Origin of the sequence: Bacillus spizizenii TU-B-10 (assembly GCF_000227465.1) — a bacterium.
Lineage (GTDB): Bacteria > Bacillota > Bacilli > Bacillales > Bacillaceae > Bacillus > Bacillus spizizenii.
In genome coordinates, this window is the sequence record NC_016047.1 from 1,715,231 (window position 1) to 1,738,418 (window position 23,188).

Here is a 23,188-nt window from a genome sequence, read left to right on the forward strand (position 1 = left end):
CGATGAGCGATATATATCAGCACTTCAGAAAAGACGAGCGGGCCTTTATTGACCAGGCGCTCGAATGGAAAGGAATTGTCCAGGAGCAGTACAGAATGAAGCTGACCGACTTTTTAGACCCCCGAGAGCAGGTCATCCTTTCTGCTGTTACGGGACAGGCTGACGTTGGGCTTGCTTTTTCCGGCGGCTATGACAGAGCGGAGCGAAAACGGGCGATTCTGTATCCAGAGTACATCACTCCGGAAGAATCGGATTTTGAACTGCAGGCGTTTAACGTCCGTTATGCTGAAAAGTTTGTCTCTGTAGATCATCGTTCTCTGCTTGGTGCATTAATGGGCATAGGCTTAAAGCGGCAAAAGTTTGGTGACATCGTGTTTTCTGAGACATCAGTGCAATTGATTGTCTCAGCCGATACCGCTGATTTTGTGGCGGCACAGCTGACCCAAGCAGGCAAAGCGGCGGTCAGCCTAGAGAAAATTGACTTGTCAGACCTTAACATTCCAGCAGTTGATGTCGAAATAAGAGATGACACGGTTTCTTCTTTAAGGCTTGACGCCGTCTGCGCCTCTATGAGCAGACAATCCCGCCAGAAATCACAGACGCTTGTGAAAAACGGCCTCGTGAAAGTGAACTGGAAGGTAGTTGAAGACCCTTCATACATGGTGGCAGAAGGGGACATGCTCTCTATCAGAGGCTTTGGCCGATGCAGCTTAACAAAAATCGAAGGAAAAACCAAAAAAGACAAATGGAGAGTTACGTTTGAGCGACAAAAATAGTCGGTTTTTCAGTTTTTTTCTCCATCTGTGCGAAATTTGTTTTATAATGTGAACTAGATAACCGTACTGAAATGTAAAAATGGAGGTGGCATCATGCCATTAACGCCAAATGATATTCACAACAAGACGTTTACAAAAAGTTTTCGCGGATATGATGAAGATGAAGTAAATGAATTCCTAGCGCAAGTCAGAAAAGATTACGAAATTGTTCTCCGTAAGAAAACTGAGCTTGAAGCGAAAGTCAATGAACTTGATGAAAGAATCGGACACTTTGCCAATATTGAAGAAACGCTGAATAAATCGATTTTAGTTGCTCAAGAAGCGGCTGAAGACGTAAAACGCAATTCTCAAAAAGAAGCAAAGCTGATCGTTCGGGAAGCGGAGAAAAATGCTGATCGCATTATCAACGAATCTTTATCAAAATCAAGAAAAATTGCCATGGAAATTGAAGAGCTGAAAAAACAGTCTAAAGTTTTCAGAACACGTTTCCAAATGTTGATTGAAGCTCAGCTCGATCTTCTGAAAAATGACGATTGGGATCATCTGCTTGAGTATGAAGTCGACGCAGTATTTGAGGAAAAGGAATAAATTCTCTGATTATCTTGACATTTTCTTAGCTTTTCGAATATAATACGTTCATAAATTCAGATGAAAAAACGGTTGAAAGGGACAGTCATGTTTCCTTCAGGCCTTTATAGCGACCCGGAGATGGTGAGAGTCCGGGATGGCCGGAATCATGTAGATCAGCCCTTAAGTTTCCTTTCTGAACTCACAGTAGGTTAGGACGTTCATCACGTTACGATGCTCGAGAGGAAAAAGCGTATGCTTGCTTTTTCTAAAAGGGTGGTACCGCGAGATAAGCTTTCTCGTCCCTTATGGGATGAGAGGGCTTTTTTTATTTTCTGAAAAAATGCAGTGGAGGAATGAAAATGGATTTTAAAGACACGCTCTTAATGCCGAAAACAGATTTCCCGATGCGTGGAAATTTGCCAAACCGTGAGCCTGACATTCAAAAGAAATGGGAGGGAGAGGATATCTACCGTCTTGTACAGGAACGGACGAAAGACCGCCCGAAATTTGTTTTACATGACGGACCTCCGTATGCAAACGGCGATATCCATATGGGCCACGCGCTTAACAAGATTTTGAAGGACTTCATTGTCCGCTACAAATCAATGAGCGGCTACAACGCGCCATATGTACCGGGCTGGGATACACACGGATTGCCGATTGAAACGGCTCTCACAAAAAACAAAAAAGTCAACCGCAAAGAAATGTCAGTAGCGGAATTCCGCAAACTGTGCGAAGAGTACGCTTGGAAGCAAATCGAGGGACAGCGTGAGCAGTTTAAACGCCTTGGTGTCCGCGGTGATTGGGAAAACCCATATGTGACATTAAAACCGGAATACGAAGCGCAGCAAATCCGCGTATTTGGTGAGATGGCAAAACGAGGCTACATTTATAAAGGCCTTAAACCGGTTAACTGGTCACCTTCAAGTGAATCTGCTTTGGCTGAAGCCGAGATCGAATATCAAGACAAACGTTCAGCATCTATTTACGTTGCTTTCGGTGTGAAAGACGGAAAAGGCGTTCTTGAAAACGGCGAGCGCATCATCATTTGGACAACAACACCTTGGACAATTCCGGCGAACCTCGGAATTTCAGTGCACCCTGATCTTGAGTACAGCGTGATTGCAGTAGGTGAAGACCGCTTTGTCGTAGCAAGTGCTTTAGTCGAAAATGTTGCATCTGCATGCGGATTTGATCAATATGAAGTGACAAGAACGATCAAAGGGAAAGACCTTGAGAACATTATCGCTGAACACCCGCTATATGGCAGAGACTCTCTCGTTATGCTTGGCGAACACGTAACAACTGATGCCGGAACAGGTTGCGTTCATACAGCGCCGGGGCACGGGGAAGATGACTTTATCATCGGCCAAAAATACGGTTTAGATGTGCTATGCCCAGTTGATGCAAAAGGTGTAATGACAAGCGAAGCTCCGGGCTTTGAAGGCATGTTCTATGATGACGCGAACAAAGCGATCACACAGCAGCTTGATGAAAAAGGCGCGCTTGTGAAGCTTGAATTCATTACACACTCTTATCCGCACGATTGGAGAACAAAGAAACCAACCATTTTCCGAGCGACAGCGCAATGGTTTGCGTCTATTAAAGATTTCAGATCAGATCTGCTGGATGCCATTAAAGAAACCAAATGGGTTCCTGAATGGGGCGAGCAGCGTTTGCACAACATGGTTCGTGACCGCGGAGACTGGTGTATTTCCAGACAGCGTGCATGGGGGGTTCCGATTCCGGTATTTTATGCTGAAAACGGAGAACCGATTATTACGGATGAAACCATTGAACATGTTTCTGAATTGTTCAGGCAGCACGGATCAAACATTTGGTTTGAAAAAGAAGCGAAGGATCTTCTTCCGGAAGGCTTTACACATCCTGGCAGCCCGAACGGCACATTTACAAAAGAACAGGACATCATGGATGTTTGGTTTGATTCAGGATCTTCTCATCAAGCGGTGCTTGAAGAGCGTGAAGATCTCGTTCGCCCGGCTGATTTATATCTAGAAGGATCGGACCAATATCGCGGCTGGTTTAACTCATCTCTTTCTACAGCAGTAGCCGTAACAGGAAAAGCGCCATATAAAGGTGTGCTCAGCCATGGGTTCGCACTGGATGGAGAAGGACGCAAGATGAGTAAATCGATCGGTAACGTCGTTGTTCCAGCTAAAGTTATGAAACAGCTTGGTGCCGACATCTTGAGATTATGGGTGTCTTCAGTTGATTATCAGGCGGACGTTCGCGTGTCTGATGCCATTTTGAAGCAGGTTGCTGAAGTATACCGTAAAATCCGCAATACGTTCCGTTTCCTTCATGGCAACCTATTCGATTTTGATCCAAAAACGAATGCGGTGGCTGTCGAAGATCTTCGCGAAGTGGACCAATATATGCTGATTAAACTGAACAAACTGATTGATAAAGTGAAAAAAGCGTATGATGAGTATGAATTTGCGGTTGTGTATCACAGCATCCATAATTTCTGCACAATCGAATTGAGCTCATTCTATCTTGATTTCGCAAAAGATATTGTGTACATCGAGCATGCGGATCATCCGGATAGACGCAGCATGCAGACAGTATTCTATGAAACGCTTCTTGCATTAGTGAAGCTTTCAGCGCCTATCCTTCCTCATACGGCTGACGAATTATGGTCTCATTTAACATTTGTTGAAGAGCAGAGCGTTCAGCTGACAGATATGCCGGAAACAATCACGGTTCCAAACAGCGAAGCGACAGAAGATAAATTTGACCGCTTTATGGCTTTCCGTGATGATGTGCTAAAAGCGTTAGAAACTGCGCGGAATGAAAAAATTATCGGTAAATCATTGGAAGCCAACCTGAAATTGTATCCAAACAAAGAAAACCAAGAGCTCTTGGCTTCCATTAAAGAAAATCTTTCTCAGCTGTTTATTGTTTCTGAATTGACAATCAGCGAAGAAAATGAAGCACCGAACGATGCGCAAAGCTTTGCGACAGGTAAAATCGCTGTCGAGAAAGCCGAAGGCGAAATGTGTGAGAGATCCCGTGTGATTTCAAAAGATGTAGGTGCAAATCCAAAATATCCTACACTTTCACTGCGAAACGCTGAAATCGTTGAAAAATACTATCAAAAATAATGGAAAAGGGGCCCGGCGTAAAAGCCGGGCTTTTTTTGTGCCAAGAGTGACATCGTTTAGAACGGCAGGAAAAATCTTATGGGCTTTAGATCATCATTCACAGGCAACAATATAGGTATTACGTTAAGAGCAGGAGTTGTGATGAATGAATGATCAACTGACCGCAATATATACGGAACTTCTTCTGACGAAAGAAGAATTACAGTCGAGATTATTTGAGTATTCTTGCTTTCAGGCTTCAACAAGCCCGCAAGCAGCAATCAATCATAAACAAAAAGCAACTCTGATCTATCACATTAAAGAAGAGCTTCAAGATGTACTCCTCGCATTGTCCAAAATCGAAAACGGCACTTTCGGATACTGTGAAGAAACCGGGGCTCCCATTCCTCTTTCAAAGCTTGCTGTGCTGCCGACTGCCCGCACAGCAAACGATTTTCTTTACTCTGTCCAATTTGAAAAAAAATCGCTTCCGCTGTGGAAATCAACGGATATCGAATATGGTCAGGCACTGTATTAATAACAGTGTCTGGCCGGTTAATATGCCTGATATTTCTTTACTCCAGTGCTTTTTATTGATAAAATGCATAATGGATTAAAGTAACCGTAAACTGGAGGAACGTTTGTGCTGTATTATGTGATCGCACTACTTATTATTGCAGCCGATCAATTGACAAAATGGCTTGTCGTTAAGAACATGGAGCTTGGACAAAGCATTCCGATCATTGATCAGGTATTCTATATCACCTCCCATCGCAATACGGGTGCTGCATGGGGGATATTAGCCGGTCAGATGTGGTTTTTCTACCTCATTACAACCGCGGTTATTATTGGCATTGTTTATTACATACAGCGTTATACAAAAGGACAAAGGCTTCTTGGCGTGGCCCTCGGACTTATGCTTGGCGGTGCCATCGGCAACTTCATTGATCGCGCTGTCAGACAGGAAGTTGTGGATTTTATCCATGTCATTATTGTGAATTACAATTACCCGATTTTTAACATCGCAGACTCTTCATTATGTGTCGGCGTAATGCTTTTATTTATACAAATGCTGTTGGACAGCGGGAAAAAGAAAAAGGAGCAATACCATGAATCAAATTGATATAACCGCTTCAGAAGAACAAAAAAGTGAGCGGATTGATAAATTTCTGGCATCGACTGAGAATGATTGGTCGAGAACACAGGTGCAGCAATGGGTGAAAGACGGACAAGTTGTCGTGAACGGAAACCCTGTAAAATCGAATTATAAAATTCAGCCGGGGGATCAGGTGACCGTCACTGTGCCTGAGCCGGAAGCGCTCGACGTGCTGGCAGAACCTATGGATCTGGATATTTACTATGAAGATCAGGATGTGCTGGTCGTCAATAAACCTCGCGGAATGGTTGTGCACCCAGCTCCCGGGCATCTTACGGGTACGCTTGTAAACGGCCTTATGGCTCATTGTACGGATCTTTCCGGAATAAATGGCGTGATGCGTCCGGGGATCGTCCACAGAATCGATAAGGACACGTCCGGCTTATTAATGGTGGCGAAGAATGATATGGCGCACGAGTCACTTGTAAACCAATTGGTCAACAAAACGGTCACGCGGAAATATACGGCAGTTGTCCATGGGCTTATTTCTCACGATGACGGAACAATTGACGCTCCAATTGGACGGGATAAGAAAGACCGTCAAAGTATGACTGTGACGCGTGATGGCAAAAATGCCGTCACTCATTTTCATGTGCTTGAGCGTTTTCAGGAGTTTACGTTGGTGGAATGCCAGCTTGAAACAGGAAGAACACATCAAATTCGTGTTCATATGAAATATATTGGATTTCCATTAGCCGGCGATCCAAAATACGGTCCGAGAAAAACGATCGATTTTAACGGACAGGCCCTTCACGCCGGAATTTTAGGTTTTGATCATCCTCGCACTGGCGAATATGTTGAATTTGAAGCGCCGCTTCCGGAGGATATGGCAGAATTAATCGAAAGCCTTAGAAATAACGATTGACAGACTGTTTCTTTTCTGAAATAATAAATGAAGCTGAATAGATTCTTTAAAACAGTCCAGAGAGGCTGAGAAGGATAACGGATAGACGGGATGCGTGTATATGCGCGCACCTTGTCCTAAAACCCCTCTATGCTCTGGCAGGAGGGGTTTTTTCTTCTATATGAACTGTGAGGTGTCACACATTGAATCAAAAAGCTGTCATTCTCGACGAACAGGCAATCAGACGGGCGCTGACCAGGATTGCTCACGAAATGATCGAACGCAATAAAGGAATGAATAACTGCATCCTTGTCGGCATCAAGACAAGAGGGATTTACTTGGCAAAACGCCTTGCGGAACGAATCGAACAGATTGAAGGGAATCCTGTAACAGTCGGTGAAATTGATATTACTCTTTACAGAGACGATCTTTCCAAAAAAACGAGCAACGAAGAACCGCTTGTGAAAGGCGCAGATATTCCAGTAGACATCACAGATCAAAAAGTGATCCTCGTAGATGATGTTCTGTACACCGGAAGAACGGTCAGAGCAGGTATGGATGCGCTTGTGGATGTAGGCAGACCTTCCTCCATTCAGCTGGCTGTACTAGTTGACAGAGGACACCGGGAGCTGCCGATCCGAGCGGATTACATCGGGAAAAACATCCCGACATCAAAGGCTGAGAAGGTTATGGTTCAGCTTGATGAGGTAGATCAAAACGATCTCGTCGCCATTTATGAAAATGAATAATAGATCACCTTTTTAAAGGCAATCCAGAGAGGTTGCAAAGAGGTGCACAACAAAGTCCCGAAAGTATTCGGCAGGTCTTTGTATGCCTCTTTGCGTAAAAATAGCAAAGAGGTTTTTTTATACAGTCATTGAGTCATCCTAAAATGAAAGTTAACAATCAGGGGGAAAATCATCATGAGTAAGAAAAAAGTAAATTTAGGAGTCAGGGATGTCCCGACACCTTTCTCTTGGGTTTCATTCAGCCTGCAGCATTTGTTTGCCATGTTTGGCTCAACGATTTTGGTACCGAAGCTGGTCGGAATGAGTCCTGCTGTGGCACTGGTGACAAGCGGCATCGGGACACTTGCATACCTTCTTATTACGAAAGGGCAAATTCCGGCGTATCTCGGTTCATCCTTCGCCTTTATTTCTCCGATCATACTGGTAAAAGCGACCGGCGGGCCGGGAGCGGCAATGGTCGGGGCGTTTCTTGCAGGGCTAGTATACGGGCTGATTGCCTTATTGATCAGGCAGCTTGGAACCGGTTGGCTGATGAAGATTCTCCCGCCTGTAGTCGTAGGCCCCGTTATTATCGTCATCGGGCTGGGGCTGGCAAGTACTGCAGTAAACATGGCGATGTACGCTGATCCGAACGCGAGTGAATTGGTCTACAGCTTAAAGCACTTCAGTGTCGCAGGAGTTACGCTGGCGATCACGATTATTTGCGCGATTTTCTTACGAGGATTTTTAAGCCTGATTCCGGTTCTGATCGGAATCATCGGCGGATACCTTTTTGCCCTTACTCAAGGGATTGTCAACTTCCAGCCGGTGCTTGACGCGAAATGGTTTGCGGTGCCTGAATTTATCATCCCGTTTAAAGACTATTCACCGTCAGTAACACTCGGCATCGCAGCAGCGATGGTTCCCGTCGCGTTTGTGACAATGTCGGAGCATATCGGCCACCAAATGGTGCTGAGCAAGGTTGTTGGACAAGATTTCATTAAAAAGCCGGGGCTGCATCGCTCCATTATGGGTGACAGCGTGGCAACAATTCTTGCTTCCCTGATCGGGGGTCCGCCGACAACGACTTACGGGGAAAACATTGGCGTGCTGGCCATCACAAGAGTGTTCAGCGTCTTTGTCATCGGCGGCGCAGCGGTGATTGCCCTTTGCTTCGGCTTTATCGGCAAAATCTCAGCACTGATCAGTTCAGTGCCGTCAGCGGTCATGGGAGGCGTCTCCTTTCTGCTGTTCGGAATCATCGCTTCGAGCGGTCTGAGAATGCTGATTGACAACAAAATTGATTATGAAAACAACAGAAACCTTATTATTACCTCAGTTATCCTTGTGATCGGTGTAGGAGGCGCTTTTATCCAAGTGTCTCAAGGAGGATTTCAAGTGTCAGGAATGGCGCTTGCCGCAATTGTCGGTGTCATCTTAAACCTGATTCTTCCGCAGGCGAAGGAAGAGCAGGCTGACACATCTGAACAACATCATATCTAAAACCTTTTAATGAAAGTCCAGAGAGGCTTGGAAGGGTTATAAAGAGAAGGAAGCTTTCAATGCTGCCCTCTATTTAACCATACCCCGAGTCTATCTAAGACCGGGGTTTTTTCAGCCTTAAAGTTGAAACGAGAGGGGAAAGAACATGAAGCATTTAACGACGATGAGTGAACTTAGCACTGAGGAAATCAAAGAATTGCTTCAAACAGCACAAGACCTCAAAAGCGGAAAAACAGACAATTGGCTTACGGGCAAATTTGCAGCGAACCTGTTTTTTGAACCGAGCACGAGAACCCGGTTCAGCTTTGAGGTCGCAGAAAAAAAGCTGGGCATGAATGTGCTGAACCTTGATGGAACAAGCACAAGCGTGCAAAAAGGCGAAACCTTATATGACACTATCCGAACGCTCGAATCAATTGGTGTGGACGTGTGCGTCATCAGGCACAGCGAGGATGAGTACTATAAAGAGCTTGTCAGCCAGATAAACATCCCGATTTTGAATGCGGGAGACGGATGTGGCCAGCATCCGACACAATCACTACTTGATTTAATGACGATTAATGAAGAGTTCCATACGTTCAAAGGGCTTACCGTCTCCATTCACGGCGATATCAGGCACAGCAGAGTGGCTAGATCTAATGCGGAAGTGTTGACAAGATTGGGTGCCCGTGTCCTGTTTTCAGGTCCTTCGGAATGGCGGGATGAAGAAAATCCATTCGGCACGTATGTCTCAATGGATGAAGCAGTTGAGTTTTCCGATGTCGTCATGCTGCTTCGCATTCAAAATGAAAGACATCAGTCCGTTGTCAGCCAGAACGGCTATTTAAACAAATACGGCTTGACCGTAGAGCGGGCTGAGCGTATGAAGCAGCATGCGATCATTATGCATCCTGCTCCGGTAAACAGAGGAGTGGAGATTGATGACAGCTTAGTAGAAAGCGAAAAATCAAGAATCTTCAAGCAAATGCAAAATGGCGTATTTATCAGAATGGCAGTGATACAGCGTGCCTTACAAACCAAAGTGAAAAGAGGAGAAGCAGCGTATGTCATATCTCATTAAAAACGGCTGGATACTTAACGAAAATGGTGAAAAAACAGAAACGGATATTCGAGTGACGGGAGAAATCATCTCCGAAATCGGTCAGCTTGATGCAACGGATGAAGAAACGGTAATTGATGCAAAAGGATTGCTCGTTTCACCAGGGTTTGTTGATCTCCACGTACACTTCAGAGAGCCGGGCGGAGAGAAAAAAGAAACCATTGAAACCGGTGCAAAAGCAGCGGCGCGCGGCGGCTATACAACAGTAGCAGCAATGCCGAATACGCGGCCGGTTCCTGATACGAAGGAGCAGATGGAATGGGTGCAAAACCGTATTAAAGAAACATCATGCGTAAGAGTTCTTCCATATGCATCCATTACGATCAGACAAATCGGTGATGAGATGACAAACTTTGAAGCTTTAAAAGAAGCCGGAGCATTTGCTTTTACAGATGACGGTGTCGGTATACAGACAGCAGGAATGATGTATGAAGCGATGAAACGGGCAGCTGCGATCGACAAAGCGATTGTCGCACATTGCGAAGACAACTCCTTAATTTACGGAGGCAGCGTTCATGAGGGGACATTCTCCAAAGCGAACGGGCTCAACGGCATTCCTTCTGTGTGTGAATCAGTTCATATTGCCCGCGATGTATTGCTGGCTGAGGCTGCAGACTGCCATTACCATGTATGCCATATCAGTACGAAAGAATCTGTCAGGGTCGTACGTGATGCGAAAAAAGCAGGAATCAGAGTGACAGCAGAAGTGTCACCACACCATTTGCTGCTTTGTGATGAGGACATTCCGGGACTTGACACAAATTATAAAATGAATCCTCCTCTCCGCAGTGCAGAAGACAGAGCGGCTTTAATCGAAGGTCTTTTAGACGGAACGATTGATTTTATCGCAACAGACCATGCGCCGCATACAGAAGAAGAGAAAAATACAGACATGAAGCTGGCGCCATTTGGAATTGTCGGCTTAGAAACAGCGTTCCCGCTCCTATACACACACTTTGTCAAAAATGGCAGCTGGTCGCTGAAACAGCTGATTGATTACATGACAATCAAACCATGCGAAGCGTTCGGTCTCCCATACGGAACATTACAAACGGGGCGAGTTGCTGACATTACGTTAATCGATTTGGAAAAAGAAGCAGTTATAGACAAAGAGACATTTTTATCAAAGGGAAAAAACACACCATTTAACGGCATCAGCTGCACCGGCTGGCCGGTCGCTACAATTGCGGCAGGGAAGCTTGCTTATGAGGAAGGGAGACTTGTCAAATGAAGAGACGATTAGTATTGGAAAACGGAGCGGTATTCGAGGGAGAAGCCTTCGGAAGCTTAGAACACAGCATGGGAGAAGTCGTTTTTAACACTGGGATGACAGGCTATCAGGAAATTTTATCTGACCCTTCTTACTGCGGGCAGATCGTAACATTAACGTACCCGCTCATCGGAAATTACGGCATCAACCGTGATGATTTTGAATCCATTACCCCTTTTGTGAAAGGGCTGATCATCAAAGAATTGTGTGAACTGCCTTCCAACTGGCGTTCAGCATACACATTAGATGAGTATTTAAAAATGAAAAACATTCCGGGACTGCAGGGAATTGATACAAGAAAGCTGACAAGAATGATCCGCACGGCAGGCGCGCTAAAAGGAACATTCGCTTCACCTGATGAAGATATCGAAGCAGTGCTGAAAAGACTGAACGAAACTGAACTGCCGAGAAATCAAGTATCCCAAGTATCGGCCAAAACCGCATATCCGAGCCCTGGAAGAGGCAAACGCATTGTCTTGGTTGACTTCGGCATGAAGCACGGCATTCTTAGAGAGCTGAACAAACGAAAATGTGACGTCATCGTTGTGCCTTACAACATTACAGCGGAAGAAGTGCTCCAGCTGAAACCGGACGGCATCATGCTTTCTAATGGACCTGGAGATCCGAAAGATGTGCCTGAAGCGATTGAAATGATTAAAGGTGTTCTCGGAAAAGTGCCATTATTCGGAATATGTCTCGGCCACCAGTTATTCGGGCTGGCGTGCGGAGCGAATACTGAAAAAATGAAATTCGGCCACAGGGGTTCAAACCACCCGGTAAAAGAGCTGGCTACCGGAAAAGTCGCCTTAACATCTCAAAACCATGGCTATACAGTCTCATCCGTCAGCGAAACAGAACTGGAAGTGACGCATATCGCAATTAACGACGATACGATTGAAGGGCTGAAGCATAAAACACTGCCGGCATTTACGGTTCAATATCATCCTGAAGCCTCACCTGGTCCTGAGGATGCCAACCATCTATTTGACAGATTCATCGAAATGATCGAAACAACAGAGAAAGAAGGGGAAGCGGTATGCCAAAACGCGTAGACATTAACAAAATTTTAGTAATCGGATCTGGACCGATCATCATCGGCCAAGCAGCAGAATTTGACTATGCGGGAACACAAGCCTGCCTTGCTTTGAAAGAAGAAGGCTATGAGGTCATCCTTGTCAACTCAAACCCTGCCACGATCATGACAGATACAGAAATGGCTGACCGGGTTTACATCGAACCGCTCACTCCTGAATTCCTGACGCGAATCATCAGAAAAGAGCGCCCGGATGCCATTCTTCCTACTCTCGGAGGCCAAACCGGTTTGAATCTTGCGGTTGAGCTTTCTGAAAGAGGCGTGCTGGAAGAGTGCGGCGTCGAAGTGCTTGGCACGAAGCTGTCTGCGATTCAGCAGGCTGAAGACCGCGACTTGTTCAGAACACTTATGAATGATCTGAATGAACCGGTGCCAGAAAGTGAGATTATCCACTCTCTGGAAGAAGCAGAAAACTTCGTCAGCCAAATTGGTTTCCCTGTTATTGTCCGCCCGGCATATACATTAGGCGGAACAGGCGGAGGCATCTGCTCGAATGAAACAGAGCTGAAAGAAATTGTTGAGAACGGCTTAAAATTAAGCCCGGTGCATCAATGTCTGCTTGAAAAAAGCATCGCCGGCTATAAAGAAATCGAGTATGAAGTCATGAGAGACAGCCAGGACCACGCCATTGTCGTTTGTAATATGGAGAACATTGATCCAGTCGGAATCCACACTGGAGACAGTATTGTTGTCGCGCCAAGCCAAACGCTCAGCGACCGCGAATATCAGCTCTTGCGGAATGTATCGTTAAAACTGATCCGCGCGCTTGGAATCGAAGGCGGATGTAACGTACAGCTCGCTTTAGATCCAGACAGCTTTCAATACTACATTATTGAAGTAAACCCGCGGGTCAGCCGTTCATCTGCCCTTGCATCAAAAGCAACGGGATATCCGATTGCAAAGCTTGCTGCTAAAATCGCTGTCGGCCTTTCATTAGATGAAATGATGAACCCGGTGACAGGAAAAACATATGCAGCATTTGAACCGGCTCTTGACTACGTCGTATCAAAAATTCCGCGCTGGCCGTTTGATAAGTTTGAATCAGCAAACAGAAAGCTCGGCACGCAAATGAAAGCGACAGGAGAGGTCATGGCGATCGGCCGCACGCTTGAAGAGTCATTGCTGAAGGCTGTGCGTTCACTGGAAGCGGATGTGTATCATCTTGAATTGAAAGACGCTGCTGACATTTCCGATGAGCTTCTTGAAAAACGAATTAAAAAGGCCGGTGATGAACGCTTATTCTACTTAGCTGAAGCGTACAGAAGAGGCTACACGGTAGAAGACCTCCATGAATTTTCCGCGATCGATGTCTTCTTCCTGCATAAGCTGTTCGGAATCGTACAGTTTGAAAAAGAACTGAAGGCGAATGCGGGTGATACTGACGTACTGAGACGGGCAAAAGAACTCGGATTCTCTGATAAGTACATCAGCCGTGAGTGGGAAATGAAAGAATCGGAGCTTTACAGCTTAAGAAAACAAGCGGGAATTGCGCCGGTATTCAAAATGGTGGATACGTGCGCGGCGGAATTTGAATCAGAAACGCCATACTTCTACAGCACATACGAAGAGGAAAATGAATCTGTCGTTACAGATACGAAAAGTGTGATGGTTCTTGGTTCGGGGCCGATTCGAATCGGTCAGGGTGTTGAATTCGACTATGCGACTGTTCACTCTGTATGGGCAATTAAACAAGCAGGCTATGAAGCCATTATTGTCAATAACAACCCGGAAACCGTTTCAACAGACTTCAGTATCTCAGACAAGCTGTACTTTGAGCCGCTTACGATTGAAGATGTCATGCACATCATTGACCTCGAACAGCCGGTGGGCGTTGTCGTACAGTTCGGCGGACAAACTGCCATTAACCTTGCTGACGAGCTTTCTGCACGCGGAGTGAAAATCCTTGGGACTTCGTTAGAAGATTTAGACCGTGCGGAAGATCGGGATAAATTCGAACAAGCGCTTGGAGAACTCGGTGTTCCGCAGCCGCTTGGCAAAACAGCGACATCAGTTGATCAGGCGGTAAGCATCGCGAGTGATATCGGCTATCCGGTACTGGTGCGCCCTTCCTATGTACTTGGCGGCCGGGCGATGGAGATTGTTTATCATGAAGAAGAACTGCTTCATTACATGAAAAACGCAGTCAAAATCAATCCGCAGCACCCTGTATTAATTGATAGATATTTAACTGGGAAAGAAATTGAAGTGGATGCAGTATCTGATGGTGAAACAGTCGTCATTCCGGGAATTATGGAACACATTGAACGTGCGGGCGTTCACTCCGGAGACTCAATCGCTGTATATCCGCCTCAGTCACTTACAGAGGACATTAAGAAAAAAATTGAACAATACACGATCGCACTTGCTAAAGGGCTGAACATTGTCGGTTTGCTCAATATTCAATTCGTCTTATCACAAGGCGAAGTGTACGTGCTCGAAGTAAATCCGAGATCAAGCAGAACCGTACCGTTCTTAAGTAAAATCACGGGTATCCCAATGGCGAACATTGCTACAAAAGTCATTCTCGGCCAAAAGCTGGCTGCGTTTGGCTATACAGAGGGCCTTCAGCCTGAACAGCAAGGTGTATTTGTAAAAGCGCCGGTCTTCTCCTTCGCTAAGCTGAGAAGAGTGGACATTACGTTAGGGCCTGAAATGAAATCAACAGGTGAGGTCATGGGGAAAGATTCCACCCTTGAAAAAGCGCTCTATAAAGCTCTGATTGCTTCAGGCATTCAAATCCCTAACTACGGATCCGTGCTTTTAACAGTGGCTGATAAGGATAAAGAAGAAGGGCTTGCCATCGCTAAGAGGTTCCATGCGATCGGCTACAACATTTTAGCGACTGAAGGAACGGCAGGTTACCTGAAAGAAGCTTCAATTCCAGCGAAAGTCGTCGGGAAAATCGGCCAGGACGGCCCGAACTTGCTTGACGTGATCAGAAACGGAGAAGCGCAGTTTGTCATCAATACGCTGACAAAAGGAAAGCAGCCGGCAAGAGACGGATTTAGAATCAGACGTGAATCAGTAGAAAACGGTGTTGCCTGCTTAACATCTTTAGATACGGCAGAAGCGATATTGCGAGTGCTGGAAAGCATGACATTCCGTGCTGATCAAATGCCGGCAGTCAACACAAATCAGGAGGCGGCAGTCACTATATGAAAAAAGCGTATTTGACAGTATGTTCTAACCAGCAAATTGCAGACCGGGTGTATCAAATGGTTCTGAAAGGGGAGCTTGTCCAAGGGTTTACAACCCCGGGACAGTTCCTTCATCTTAAAGTGAGCGAAGCGGTTACGCCTCTTTTGAGAAGACCAATCAGCATCGCCGACGTCAACTTTGAAAAAAATGAAGTCACCATCATTTATCGAGTAGATGGGGAAGGAACAAGACTCTTGTCACTGAAGCAGCAGGGAGAACTTGTGGATGTCCTCGGGCCTTTGGGAAATGGCTTTCCTGTCAATGAAGTCCAACCCGGAAAGACGGCTTTGCTGGTAGGAGGCGGTGTAGGTGTGCCGCCTCTCCAAGAGCTGTCGAAACGCTTGAACGAAAAAGGGGTCAAGGTCATACACGTTTTAGGATTCCAATCGGCAAAGGATGTTTTTTACGAAGAAGAATGCCGGCAGTACGGAGACACGTATGTGGCAACAGCTGACGGAACCTATGGGGAAACCGGGTTTGTTACAAATGTGATTAAACAGAAAAATCTAGAGTTTGACATTCTCCTCAGCTGCGGGCCGACACCGATGCTGAAGGCATTAAAACAGGAATATGCCCATAAAGAAGTTTACCTGTCCATGGAGGAACGAATGGGCTGCGGAATCGGCGCCTGCTTCGCGTGTGTGTGCCATACAAACGAAAGTGAGACATCCTACGTAAAAGTATGTCTCGACGGACCTGTATTTAAAGCTCAGGAGGTGGCGCTGTAATGCTAGAGGTGAAATTGCCGGGACTTGATTTGAAAAATCCGATCATTCCTGCATCAGGCTGCTTCGGTTTTGGAAAAGAGTTTGCGCGTTTTTATGATTTATCTTGTCTCGGAGCAATTATGATCAAAGCTACGACAAAGGAGCCTCGCTTCGGGAACCCGACGCCTAGGGTAGCTGAGACTGGCGCCGGAATGCTCAATGCGATCGGTCTCCAAAATCCGGGGCTGGAAAGCGTTTTGCAAAATGAGCTGCCGTGGCTTGAGCAGTTTGATACGCCGATCATTGCAAATGTCGCAGGTTCTCAAGTCGAGGATTATGTTGAAGTTGCAGAGCATATCAGCAAAGCGCCTAATGTTCATGCACTTGAATTGAACATTTCCTGTCCGAATGTGAAAACAGGCGGAATCGCTTTTGGCACGAACCCTGAAATGGCTGCTGATTTGACGAAGGCGGTTAAAGAGGTTTCAGAAGTACCCGTTTATGTAAAGCTTTCCCCGAACGTGGCAAATATCACAGAAATTGCATCTGCGATCGAAGAGGCGGGAGCGGACGGTCTTACGATGATTAACACATTAATCGGCATGAGGCTTGATTTAAAATCAGGCAAGCCGATATTAGCGAATAAAACAGGGGGGCTTTCCGGCCCTGCCGTGAAGCCGGTTGCCATTCGCATGGTGTATGAAGTCAGCCAAGCGGTCAATATCCCGATTATCGGAATGGGAGGCGTGCAGACGGCCGAAGATGCACTGGAGTTTCTTCTCGCGGGAGCAAGCGCGGTCGCTGTCGGAACAGCAAACTTTGTGAATCCTTTTGCATGCCCGGACATGATTGAACAGCTTCCATCTGTTTTGCGTCAATACGGCTATCAATCAATTGAAGAATGCATCGGAAGGAGCTGGAACCATGAAAAACAACCTGCCCATCATCGCGCTTGATTTTGCATCAGCTGAAGAAACACTTGCGTTCTTAGCGCCTTTTCAGCAAGAACCGTTATTTGTAAAGGTTGGAATGGAACTTTTTTATCAAGAAGGGCCTTCTATAGTTAAACAATTAAAAGAAAGAAATTGCGAGCTGTTTTTAGATTTAAAGCTTCATGACATCCCGACCACTGTAAACAAAGCGATGAAGCGCCTTGCCGGTCTCGGGGTGGACCTCGTCAATGTTCATGCGGCCGGAGGCAAAAAAATGATGCAAGCAGCTCTGGAAGGCTTAGAAGAAGGAACGCTTTCCGGAAAAAAACGCCCGTCACTTATCGCGGTAACCCAGCTGACAAGCACATCTGAACAAATGATGAAGAATGAACTGCTGATCGAAAAGCCTTTGATCGACACGGTCGTGCACTACAGCAAGCTGGCAGAAGAAAGCGGACTTGATGGAGTGGTCTGCTCTGTTCATGAAGCAAAAGCCATTTACCAAGCGGTGTCGCCTTCATTTCTGACTGTCACTCCGGGGATCAGGATGTCAGAGGACGCTGCGAATGACCAAATCCGCGTAGCGACACCTGCAATTGCAAAAGAGAAAGGTTCATCAGCGATTGTGGTAGGACGCTCGATTACCAAAGCGAAAGACCCAGTAAAAGCCTATGAAGCTGTCAGACTCGAATGGGAGGGAATCAAATCATGAAACAAATCATCGCAAAACATCTATTAGACATCCAAGCTGTATTTTTACGCCCGAACGAGCCATTTACATGGGCAAGCGGCATTTTATCGCCAATCTACTGTGACAACCGCCTTACGCTATCTTTCCCGGAGGTCAGAAATGATGTCGCCTCAGGCATCAGCAAGCTTGTCGAAGAGCATTTTCCTGAAGCTGAAATGATTGCGGGAACAGCTACAGCCGGTATTCCTCATGCTGCTCTGGCGGCTGACCGTTTGAATCTTCCGATGTGTTATGTGAGAAGCAAGCCGAAAGCGCACGGAAAAGGCAATCAGATTGAGGGAGCTGTTCAAAAGGGGCAAAAAACTGTCGTTATTGAAGACTTAATCTCCACAGGAGGAAGCGTACTTGAAGCTGCGGCAGCTTTACAAGCGGCTGGCTGTGAAGTGCTCGGTGTCGTCTCCATTTTTACGTACGGGCTCCCTAAAGCGCAGGAAGCCTTCGCAAAGGCAGAACTTCCATACTACTCTTTAACTGATTACGATACGCTCACAGAGGTCGCGCTCGAAAACGAAAATATTCATTCAGACGATCTAGAAAAGCTGAAAACGTGGAAACGAAATCCCGAGTCAAAAGATTGGTTTAAAAAATAAGAAATAAATTTCGGTGATGTATAGAGGCTTCAAAGCCTTGTTGTACTTGAAAACAGGCCACTCGGCCTGTTTTTTTATTAATCCTATAAAAAAAGTCGGGTTGACTTATGTTAGAATTGTGCTAAAATTTACTACAAATCTAAAAACTTATCAAGAGCGGCTGAGGGACTGGACCTATGAAGCCCGGCAACCTGCATAGTTTGTAAGGTGCTACTTCCAGCAAAATGAATTCCATTTTGAAAGATAAGGGCTACATGCTGTTCCTGTCTTTCTTTCCGCCGGATTGAAAGTTTTTTATTTTAAGAGGAAAAAAGGCTGTTTGTGATAACAGCAGCCGCGCATCACATTACAATTGGGAAAAGACAACCGGCAGAAAGCTACTGTTTGTTTGTCTCCGAAAGGAGGAAAGAAGAAATGTTAACGTACGATAATTGGGAAGAACCAACGATTACATTTCCGGAAGACGACCCTTATAAAGGAGCGCTTTCAGTTTTAAAGTGGGCATACGGCCATTACGGCAATCAGCTTGTTTATGCCTGCAGTTTCGGAATTGAGGGAATCGTTCTGATTGACTTAATTTATAAAGTAAAAAAAGACGCAGAGATTGTGTTTCTTGATACAGGACTTCATTTTAAAGAAACCTATGAAACGATTGAACGAGTGAAAGAGCGTTATCCGGGTCTGAATATCATCCTGAAAAAACCAGACCTTACCCTTGAGGAGCAAGCCGAAGAACATGGTGACAAACTGTGGGAAAGAGAGCCGAATCAGTGCTGCTATCTTAGAAAGGTTGTTCCTTTAAGAGAGGCGCTTTCAGGACATCCAGCCTGGCTTTCCGGTCTGCGCCGCGATCAAGGGCCAAGCCGTGCCAATACGAATTTCTTAAACAAAGATGAAAAATTCAAATCAGTAAAAGTATGCCCGCTTATCCATTGGACTTGGAAAGACATTTGGAGATACACATCCCGGAATGAGCTGGACTACAATCCGCTTCATGATCAAGGATATCCTAGTATTGGCTGCGCGCCTTGCACGGCTCCTGCTTTTACCGCAGAGGATTTACGTTCAGGCAGATGGAATGGTATGGCGAAAACAGAATGCGGACTGCATGAATAAGGAGCTGCAAAATGGAACTAGCCGCTATTTTATTTAGCTTGTTTTTCGCGATGAATATTGGTGCAAGCGGCGCTGCAGCTTCGATGGGAGTTGCTTACGGCTCTGGAGCCATCAAAAAGAAAACCTACGCTTTGATCCTATGCGCAGTCGGTGTGCTGGCCGGGGCGGTCATTGGCGGGGGCGAGGTTGTAAAAACCATCAGCTCCGGGATTATCCCCGAGCAGACGATTACACTGACGATTGTTTGCATCATTATTGGAGCCGCTGCGCTGTCGCTCTTTACGGCTAATCTTCTCGGCATTCCTTTGTCGACAAGTGAAGTAACAGTCGGCGCAGTTGTCGGCGTGGGAGTGGCTTACAAAGTATTGTTTGTGAACAACCTGCTGGTCATTGTGTCGTTTTGGGTTTTTGTCCCGCTGTTCGCTTTCGGTTTCACATATTTTGTATCTAAGCTGTTTCGTTATTTTAAGATTGAAATTAAATCTTCTAAAAAGCAAAAAATCCTTGGCATTGTTTTGTTAGGTGCCGGATTTTTTGAAGCATTCTCTGCCGGTATGAACAATGTGGCGAATGCCGTTGGCCCGTTAGTGGCGGCCGGTGTGCTGGATGTAACGAAAGGAACCTTGTACGGGGGAGCTTTTGTTGCTCTTGGCGCGTTGTTATTAGGCCGGCGGGTGTTAGAAACAAACGGGAAGAAAATTACGAGATTCTCAAAAGGAGAAGGCATTCTCTTATCCGGTACAGGAGCCGGACTGGTGATCATCAGTTCTGTATTTGGGATGCCAGTGCCCTTGGCGCAAGTCACGTCATCGTCTATTATCGGAATAGGCATGGCAAAAAACGGTCCGAACGTGTTCCATAAACAAGTTGTTCAAACGATGCTGAAGGTATGGATTGTATCGCCGTTTTTATCTTTATCAATTTCTTATCTGCTTGTATCCTTGTTTTTAAAAGCGGATTATTATTCAATCTTTATCATGGTAAGTGTGCTTTTAGCGGCGGGCGGTGCCGTCAGCCTGACGAAGGCCATACGTAAAGAGAGACGCTCTGTCCACGAACAAGGCGGGGGAATCTGATCATTAATCTGAGTTATTTTATATGTTAACTAGGAGGAAATCGATATTATGAGCTTAGCACCACACGGAGGAACATTAGTAAACAGAGTAGATGAATCATATGATGTGAGCAGCATTCAAAAAGAAATTGAACTTGATTTGATTTCTTTCGCAGATTTGGAATTAATCGGAATCGGTGCATACAGCCCGATCGAAGGCTTCTTTAATGAAAAAGATTACGTATCTGTTGTCGAAAGCATGCGTCTTTCTTCCGGCGTTGTCTGGTCCCTTCCAATCACGCTTCCGGTTGATGCGCAAAAAGCAGCGGAACTGTCAGTCGGTGAAACGGTAAAGTTAACGTATGAAGGAGAAACATACGGCGTTATCCAAATCGAAGACCTATACGTGCCTGACAAACAAAAAGAAGCTGTCAATGTGTATAAAACGGATGAGCAGGAGCACCCGGGTGTTAAAAAGCTTTTCAGCCGCGGCAATACATACGTCGGCGGACCAATCACATTGACTAAAAAAGCTTCAAAACAGTTCCCTGAGTTTACGTTTGAACCGGCGGAAACAAGACGCCAGTTTGCGGAAAAAGGCTGGGAAACCATTGTTGGTTTCCAAACAAGAAATCCTGTTCACAGAGCGCATGAATACATTCAAAAAACGGCTCTTGAAACAGTAGACGGCTTGTTCTTAAACCCGCTGGTAGGTGAAACAAAATCTGATGACATCCCAGCTGATGTGCGGATGGAAAGCTACCAAGTGCTTCTTGACAATTATTACCCGAAAGACCGCGTGTTCCTCGGCGTCTTCTTAGCGGCGATGCGTTATGCGGGACCGAGAGAAGCCATTTTCCACGCACTTGTCAGAAAGAACTACGGCTGCACGCATTTTATTGTCGGCCGCGATCACGCAGGTGTAGGTGACTATTACGGAACATACGAGGCACAGGAGCTGTTTGACACATTTAAACCTGAAGAGCTCGGGATTACACCGCTGAAATTCGAGCACAGCTTCTTCTGTGAAAAATGCGGAAATATGGGAACGGCGAAAACGTGCCCTCACGGCAGAGAACATCACGTCATCTTATCAGGCACTAAGGTAAGAGGCATGCTGAGAGACGGTGTGCTGCCTCCTGCAGAATTCAGCCGCGCAGAAGTCGTAGAAGTGTTAATCAAAGGTATGAAGAAAAAAGAAGAAGCAGGCGTATCTTAAGGAGGACTGGCAGTGACAAATCGCGATATCGTATGGCATGAAGCCTCTATTACAAAAGAAGAGTATCAGAAAAAAAACAAGCACAAAAGCTCCATTCTCTGGCTGACAGGGTTAAGCGGTTCAGGCAAATCAACCATTGCCAATGCAACTGCGAGAGAATTGTTTGAGCAGGGCTACCAAGTCATTGTGCTGGACGGGGATAATATCCGTCACGGCTTAAATAAGGATCTTGGTTTTTCTGATGAAGACCGAAAAGAAAACATCCGCCGAATCGGAGAGGTGGCAAAGCTTTTTGTTCAGCAGGGCACCATTGTGATTACTGCTTTTATCTCTCCTTTCCGCGAGGACAGAGAACAGGTTCGCCAGCTTGTGGAAGCAGGCGAATTCAATGAGGTATACATTAAATGCGACCTCGATATTTGTGAACAAAGAGATCCGAAAGGGCTCTACAAAAAAGCTAGAAACGGGGAAATTCCGTTCTTTACGGGAATTGATTCTCCTTATGAAGAGCCGGAAGCACCGGAGCTCGTTCTTGATTCAGGACAGCATGACCGTGAAGCGTGCAAAAATCAGCTGATCGAGTTTGTCAAACAAAAATTGAGCTAAATGTGATCTGCTGTGTTCTTCTCAGATGCCGGAATGCAAGCGAGAACAACATCACAGCGAATGTTCTGGAAGAACTCGAATAGATCGGGGGAAATACGATGGGGAAAATATATATTGTAGGAGCGGGTCCCGGAGACCCTGATCTGCTCACAATTAAAGCGCTGAAAGCCATTGAAAAAGCTGATGTCATCTTATATGACAGATTAGTAAATAAAGAGATTTTACAATATGCCAAAGAGCAAGCAGACCTGATCTACTGCGGGAAGCTTCCAGATTTTCATACGATGAAGCAGGAAACCATCAATCGATTTCTTGTGAAGTATGCGCAAAAAGGGAAAACCGTTGTCAGACTGAAGGGCGGAGACCCATTTGTGTTCGGCAGAGGAGGGGAAGAAGCGGAATGCCTCTCTGAAAACGGAATTCCGTTTGAAATCATCCCCGGCATTACATCAGGAATTGCGGCAGCCGCTTATGCCGGGATTCCTGTTACTCATCGGGATGCGGGCTCTAACGTCGCTTTTGTAACGGGGCATTATAAAAAAGACGAAGATTTTGAGGAAAAGTGGAAAGCGCTGGCTACAGGAATTGATACACTTGTCATCTATATGGGTATCAAAAACGTGCAGCAGATTGAAAGAAAACTTCTTGAAAACGGCCGGGACGGTTCTACGCCGGCAGCCTTTATTCACTGGGGAACAACGGACAAGCAAAAATCTGTTTTTTGTACAGTTGACACCCTTTCAGAAACGGTGATAAAAGAAGACATTAAAAATCCGAGTTTAATTGTCATTGGAAATGTTGTAAATTATCACTATAAGCTGGAATGGTTTGAATCTGAGCTGAAAAAACAAGATTTAAGCGAGGCGTTGTAA

General features: G+C 45.7%; 21 protein-coding genes, 1 riboswitch and 1 other annotated feature. All 21 genes read left to right on the forward strand.

The features are described 5' to 3' along the window. Window positions 1–2: 2 nt before the first annotated feature. The 21 genes from GYO_RS30655 to cobA all read left to right on the forward strand — a co-directional run bounded on the left by GYO_RS30655 (window position 3) and on the right by cobA (window position 23,188). Complete coding sequence (locus GYO_RS30655) at window positions 3–776, forward strand: YlmH family RNA-binding protein (RefSeq protein WP_014113726.1); 774 nt, start codon at window positions 3–5, stop codon at window positions 774–776. A gap of 93 nt (window positions 777–869) precedes the next feature. Then, window positions 870–1,364, forward strand: coding sequence for a septum site-determining protein DivIVA (gene divIVA, locus GYO_RS30660; protein WP_003221468.1), 495 nt, complete (start codon window positions 870–872; stop codon window positions 1,362–1,364). A 62-nt stretch (window positions 1,365–1,426) separates the two neighbouring features. Then, window positions 1,427–1,653 (forward strand) — a binding site (T-box leader). A 52-nt stretch (window positions 1,654–1,705) separates the two neighbouring features. After that, window positions 1,706–4,471 (forward strand): isoleucine--tRNA ligase, encoded by a 2,766-nt coding sequence (gene ileS, locus GYO_RS30665; RefSeq protein ID WP_014113727.1) that lies wholly within the window; start codon window positions 1,706–1,708, stop codon window positions 4,469–4,471. Between the two features lie 145 nt (window positions 4,472–4,616). Next, window positions 4,617–4,988 (forward strand): sporulation-related RNA polymerase-binding protein YlyA, encoded by a 372-nt coding sequence (ylyA, locus tag GYO_RS30670; RefSeq protein ID WP_014113728.1) that lies wholly within the window; start codon window positions 4,617–4,619, stop codon window positions 4,986–4,988. A gap of 105 nt (window positions 4,989–5,093) precedes the next feature. Further along, window positions 5,094–5,573, forward strand: a complete 480-nt coding sequence (gene lspA / locus GYO_RS30675) for a signal peptidase II (protein WP_014113729.1) — start codon at window positions 5,094–5,096, stop codon at window positions 5,571–5,573. Beyond that, entirely contained in the window at window positions 5,560–6,471 is a 912-nt protein-coding gene (locus GYO_RS30680; RefSeq protein ID WP_014113730.1) for an RluA family pseudouridine synthase, read from the forward strand. The genes lspA and GYO_RS30680 overlap by 14 nt, the downstream gene beginning before the upstream one ends. A gap of 182 nt (window positions 6,472–6,653) precedes the next feature. Continuing rightward, entirely contained in the window at window positions 6,654–7,199 is a 546-nt protein-coding gene (gene pyrR, locus GYO_RS30685; RefSeq protein ID WP_003221477.1) for a bifunctional pyrimidine operon transcriptional regulator/uracil phosphoribosyltransferase, read from the forward strand. Between the two features lie 174 nt (window positions 7,200–7,373). Beyond that, a complete protein-coding gene (gene pyrP, locus GYO_RS30690; protein WP_003221479.1) occupies window positions 7,374–8,681 on the forward strand; it encodes a uracil permease PyrP in 1,308 nt (435 codons plus the stop codon). A 145-nt stretch (window positions 8,682–8,826) separates the two neighbouring features. Continuing rightward, window positions 8,827–9,741, forward strand: coding sequence for an aspartate carbamoyltransferase catalytic subunit (locus GYO_RS30695; protein ID WP_014113731.1), 915 nt, complete (start codon window positions 8,827–8,829; stop codon window positions 9,739–9,741). Continuing rightward, window positions 9,725–11,011 (forward strand): dihydroorotase, encoded by a 1,287-nt coding sequence (gene pyrC, locus GYO_RS30700; RefSeq protein WP_014113732.1) that lies wholly within the window; start codon window positions 9,725–9,727, stop codon window positions 11,009–11,011. The genes GYO_RS30695 and pyrC overlap by 17 nt, the downstream gene beginning before the upstream one ends. After that, the gene (locus GYO_RS30705) at window positions 11,008–12,102 is read left to right on the forward strand and encodes a carbamoyl phosphate synthase small subunit (protein WP_014113733.1); all 1,095 of its coding nucleotides are present in this window, start codon (window positions 11,008–11,010) and stop codon (window positions 12,100–12,102) included. The genes pyrC and GYO_RS30705 overlap by 4 nt, the downstream gene beginning before the upstream one ends. Then, window positions 12,087–15,302: a carbamoyl-phosphate synthase (glutamine-hydrolyzing) large subunit gene (gene carB / locus GYO_RS30710; protein WP_014113734.1), complete on the forward strand. Its 3,216-nt coding sequence runs from the start codon at window positions 12,087–12,089 to the stop codon at window positions 15,300–15,302. Before GYO_RS30705 ends, carB begins: the two co-directional genes overlap by 16 nt. After that, a complete protein-coding gene (pyrK, locus tag GYO_RS30715; protein WP_014113735.1) occupies window positions 15,299–16,069 on the forward strand; it encodes a dihydroorotate oxidase B electron transfer subunit in 771 nt (256 codons plus the stop codon). Before carB ends, pyrK begins: the two co-directional genes overlap by 4 nt. Next, window positions 16,069–17,004, forward strand: a complete 936-nt coding sequence (locus GYO_RS30720; protein ID WP_014113736.1) for a dihydroorotate dehydrogenase — start codon at window positions 16,069–16,071, stop codon at window positions 17,002–17,004. Before pyrK ends, GYO_RS30720 begins: the two co-directional genes overlap by 1 nt. Then, on the forward strand, window positions 16,973–17,692 hold the full coding sequence (pyrF, locus tag GYO_RS30725) for an orotidine-5'-phosphate decarboxylase (RefSeq protein ID WP_014113737.1): 720 nt from the start codon (window positions 16,973–16,975) through the stop codon (window positions 17,690–17,692). Before GYO_RS30720 ends, pyrF begins: the two co-directional genes overlap by 32 nt. Continuing rightward, a complete protein-coding gene (gene pyrE, locus GYO_RS30730) occupies window positions 17,689–18,321 on the forward strand; it encodes an orotate phosphoribosyltransferase (protein WP_014113738.1) in 633 nt (210 codons plus the stop codon). Before pyrF ends, pyrE begins: the two co-directional genes overlap by 4 nt. A 144-nt stretch (window positions 18,322–18,465) precedes the next feature. Then, window positions 18,466–18,571, forward strand: a riboswitch (SAM riboswitch). Window positions 18,572–18,735: 164 nt separating this feature from the next. After that, the gene (locus tag GYO_RS30740; protein WP_003221498.1) at window positions 18,736–19,437 is read left to right on the forward strand and encodes a phosphoadenylyl-sulfate reductase; all 702 of its coding nucleotides are present in this window, start codon (window positions 18,736–18,738) and stop codon (window positions 19,435–19,437) included. 11 nt (window positions 19,438–19,448) lie between these two features. Further along, on the forward strand, window positions 19,449–20,513 hold the full coding sequence (gene cysP, locus GYO_RS30745; protein ID WP_014113739.1) for a sulfate permease: 1,065 nt from the start codon (window positions 19,449–19,451) through the stop codon (window positions 20,511–20,513). A 48-nt stretch (window positions 20,514–20,561) separates the two neighbouring features. Next, entirely contained in the window at window positions 20,562–21,710 is a 1,149-nt protein-coding gene (gene sat / locus GYO_RS30750) for a sulfate adenylyltransferase (RefSeq protein ID WP_014113740.1), read from the forward strand. Between the two features lie 12 nt (window positions 21,711–21,722). Next, a complete protein-coding gene (gene cysC, locus GYO_RS30755; RefSeq protein WP_014113741.1) occupies window positions 21,723–22,316 on the forward strand; it encodes an adenylyl-sulfate kinase in 594 nt (197 codons plus the stop codon). A gap of 98 nt (window positions 22,317–22,414) precedes the next feature. Next, window positions 22,415–23,188: a uroporphyrinogen-III C-methyltransferase gene (cobA, locus tag GYO_RS30760; RefSeq protein ID WP_014113742.1), complete on the forward strand. Its 774-nt coding sequence runs from the start codon at window positions 22,415–22,417 to the stop codon at window positions 23,186–23,188.

Excerpts from the sequence above, each read along its gene's own strand:
- GYO_RS30705 (WP_014113733.1), top strand. The coding sequence starts at position 11,008 with ATGAAGAGACGATTAGTATTGGAAAACGGAGCGGTATTCGAGGGAGAA.
- cysP (WP_014113739.1), top strand. The coding sequence starts at position 19,449 with ATGGAACTAGCCGCTATTTTATTTAGCTTGTTTTTCGCGATGAATATT.
- pyrF (WP_014113737.1), top strand. The coding sequence starts at position 16,973 with ATGAAAAACAACCTGCCCATCATCGCGCTTGATTTTGCATCAGCTGAA.
- pyrE (WP_014113738.1), top strand. The coding sequence starts at position 17,689 with ATGAAACAAATCATCGCAAAACATCTATTAGACATCCAAGCTGTATTT.
- carB (WP_014113734.1), top strand. The coding sequence starts at position 12,087 with ATGCCAAAACGCGTAGACATTAACAAAATTTTAGTAATCGGATCTGGA.
- ylyA (WP_014113728.1), top strand. The coding sequence starts at position 4,617 with ATGAATGATCAACTGACCGCAATATATACGGAACTTCTTCTGACGAAA.
- GYO_RS30740 (WP_003221498.1), top strand. The coding sequence starts at position 18,736 with ATGTTAACGTACGATAATTGGGAAGAACCAACGATTACATTTCCGGAA.
- divIVA (WP_003221468.1), top strand. The coding sequence starts at position 870 with ATGCCATTAACGCCAAATGATATTCACAACAAGACGTTTACAAAAAGT.
- GYO_RS30720 (WP_014113736.1), top strand. The coding sequence starts at position 16,069 with ATGCTAGAGGTGAAATTGCCGGGACTTGATTTGAAAAATCCGATCATT.
- GYO_RS30695 (WP_014113731.1), top strand. The coding sequence starts at position 8,827 with ATGAAGCATTTAACGACGATGAGTGAACTTAGCACTGAGGAAATCAAA.
- pyrC (WP_014113732.1), top strand. The coding sequence starts at position 9,725 with ATGTCATATCTCATTAAAAACGGCTGGATACTTAACGAAAATGGTGAA.
- GYO_RS30655 (WP_014113726.1), top strand. The coding sequence starts at position 3 with ATGAGCGATATATATCAGCACTTCAGAAAAGACGAGCGGGCCTTTATT.
- pyrP (WP_003221479.1), top strand. The coding sequence starts at position 7,374 with ATGAGTAAGAAAAAAGTAAATTTAGGAGTCAGGGATGTCCCGACACCT.
- sat (WP_014113740.1), top strand. The coding sequence starts at position 20,562 with ATGAGCTTAGCACCACACGGAGGAACATTAGTAAACAGAGTAGATGAA.
- cobA (WP_014113742.1), top strand. The coding sequence starts at position 22,415 with ATGGGGAAAATATATATTGTAGGAGCGGGTCCCGGAGACCCTGATCTG.
- pyrK (WP_014113735.1), top strand. The coding sequence starts at position 15,299 with ATGAAAAAAGCGTATTTGACAGTATGTTCTAACCAGCAAATTGCAGAC.
- ileS (WP_014113727.1), top strand. The coding sequence starts at position 1,706 with ATGGATTTTAAAGACACGCTCTTAATGCCGAAAACAGATTTCCCGATG.
- GYO_RS30680 (WP_014113730.1), top strand. The coding sequence starts at position 5,560 with ATGAATCAAATTGATATAACCGCTTCAGAAGAACAAAAAAGTGAGCGG.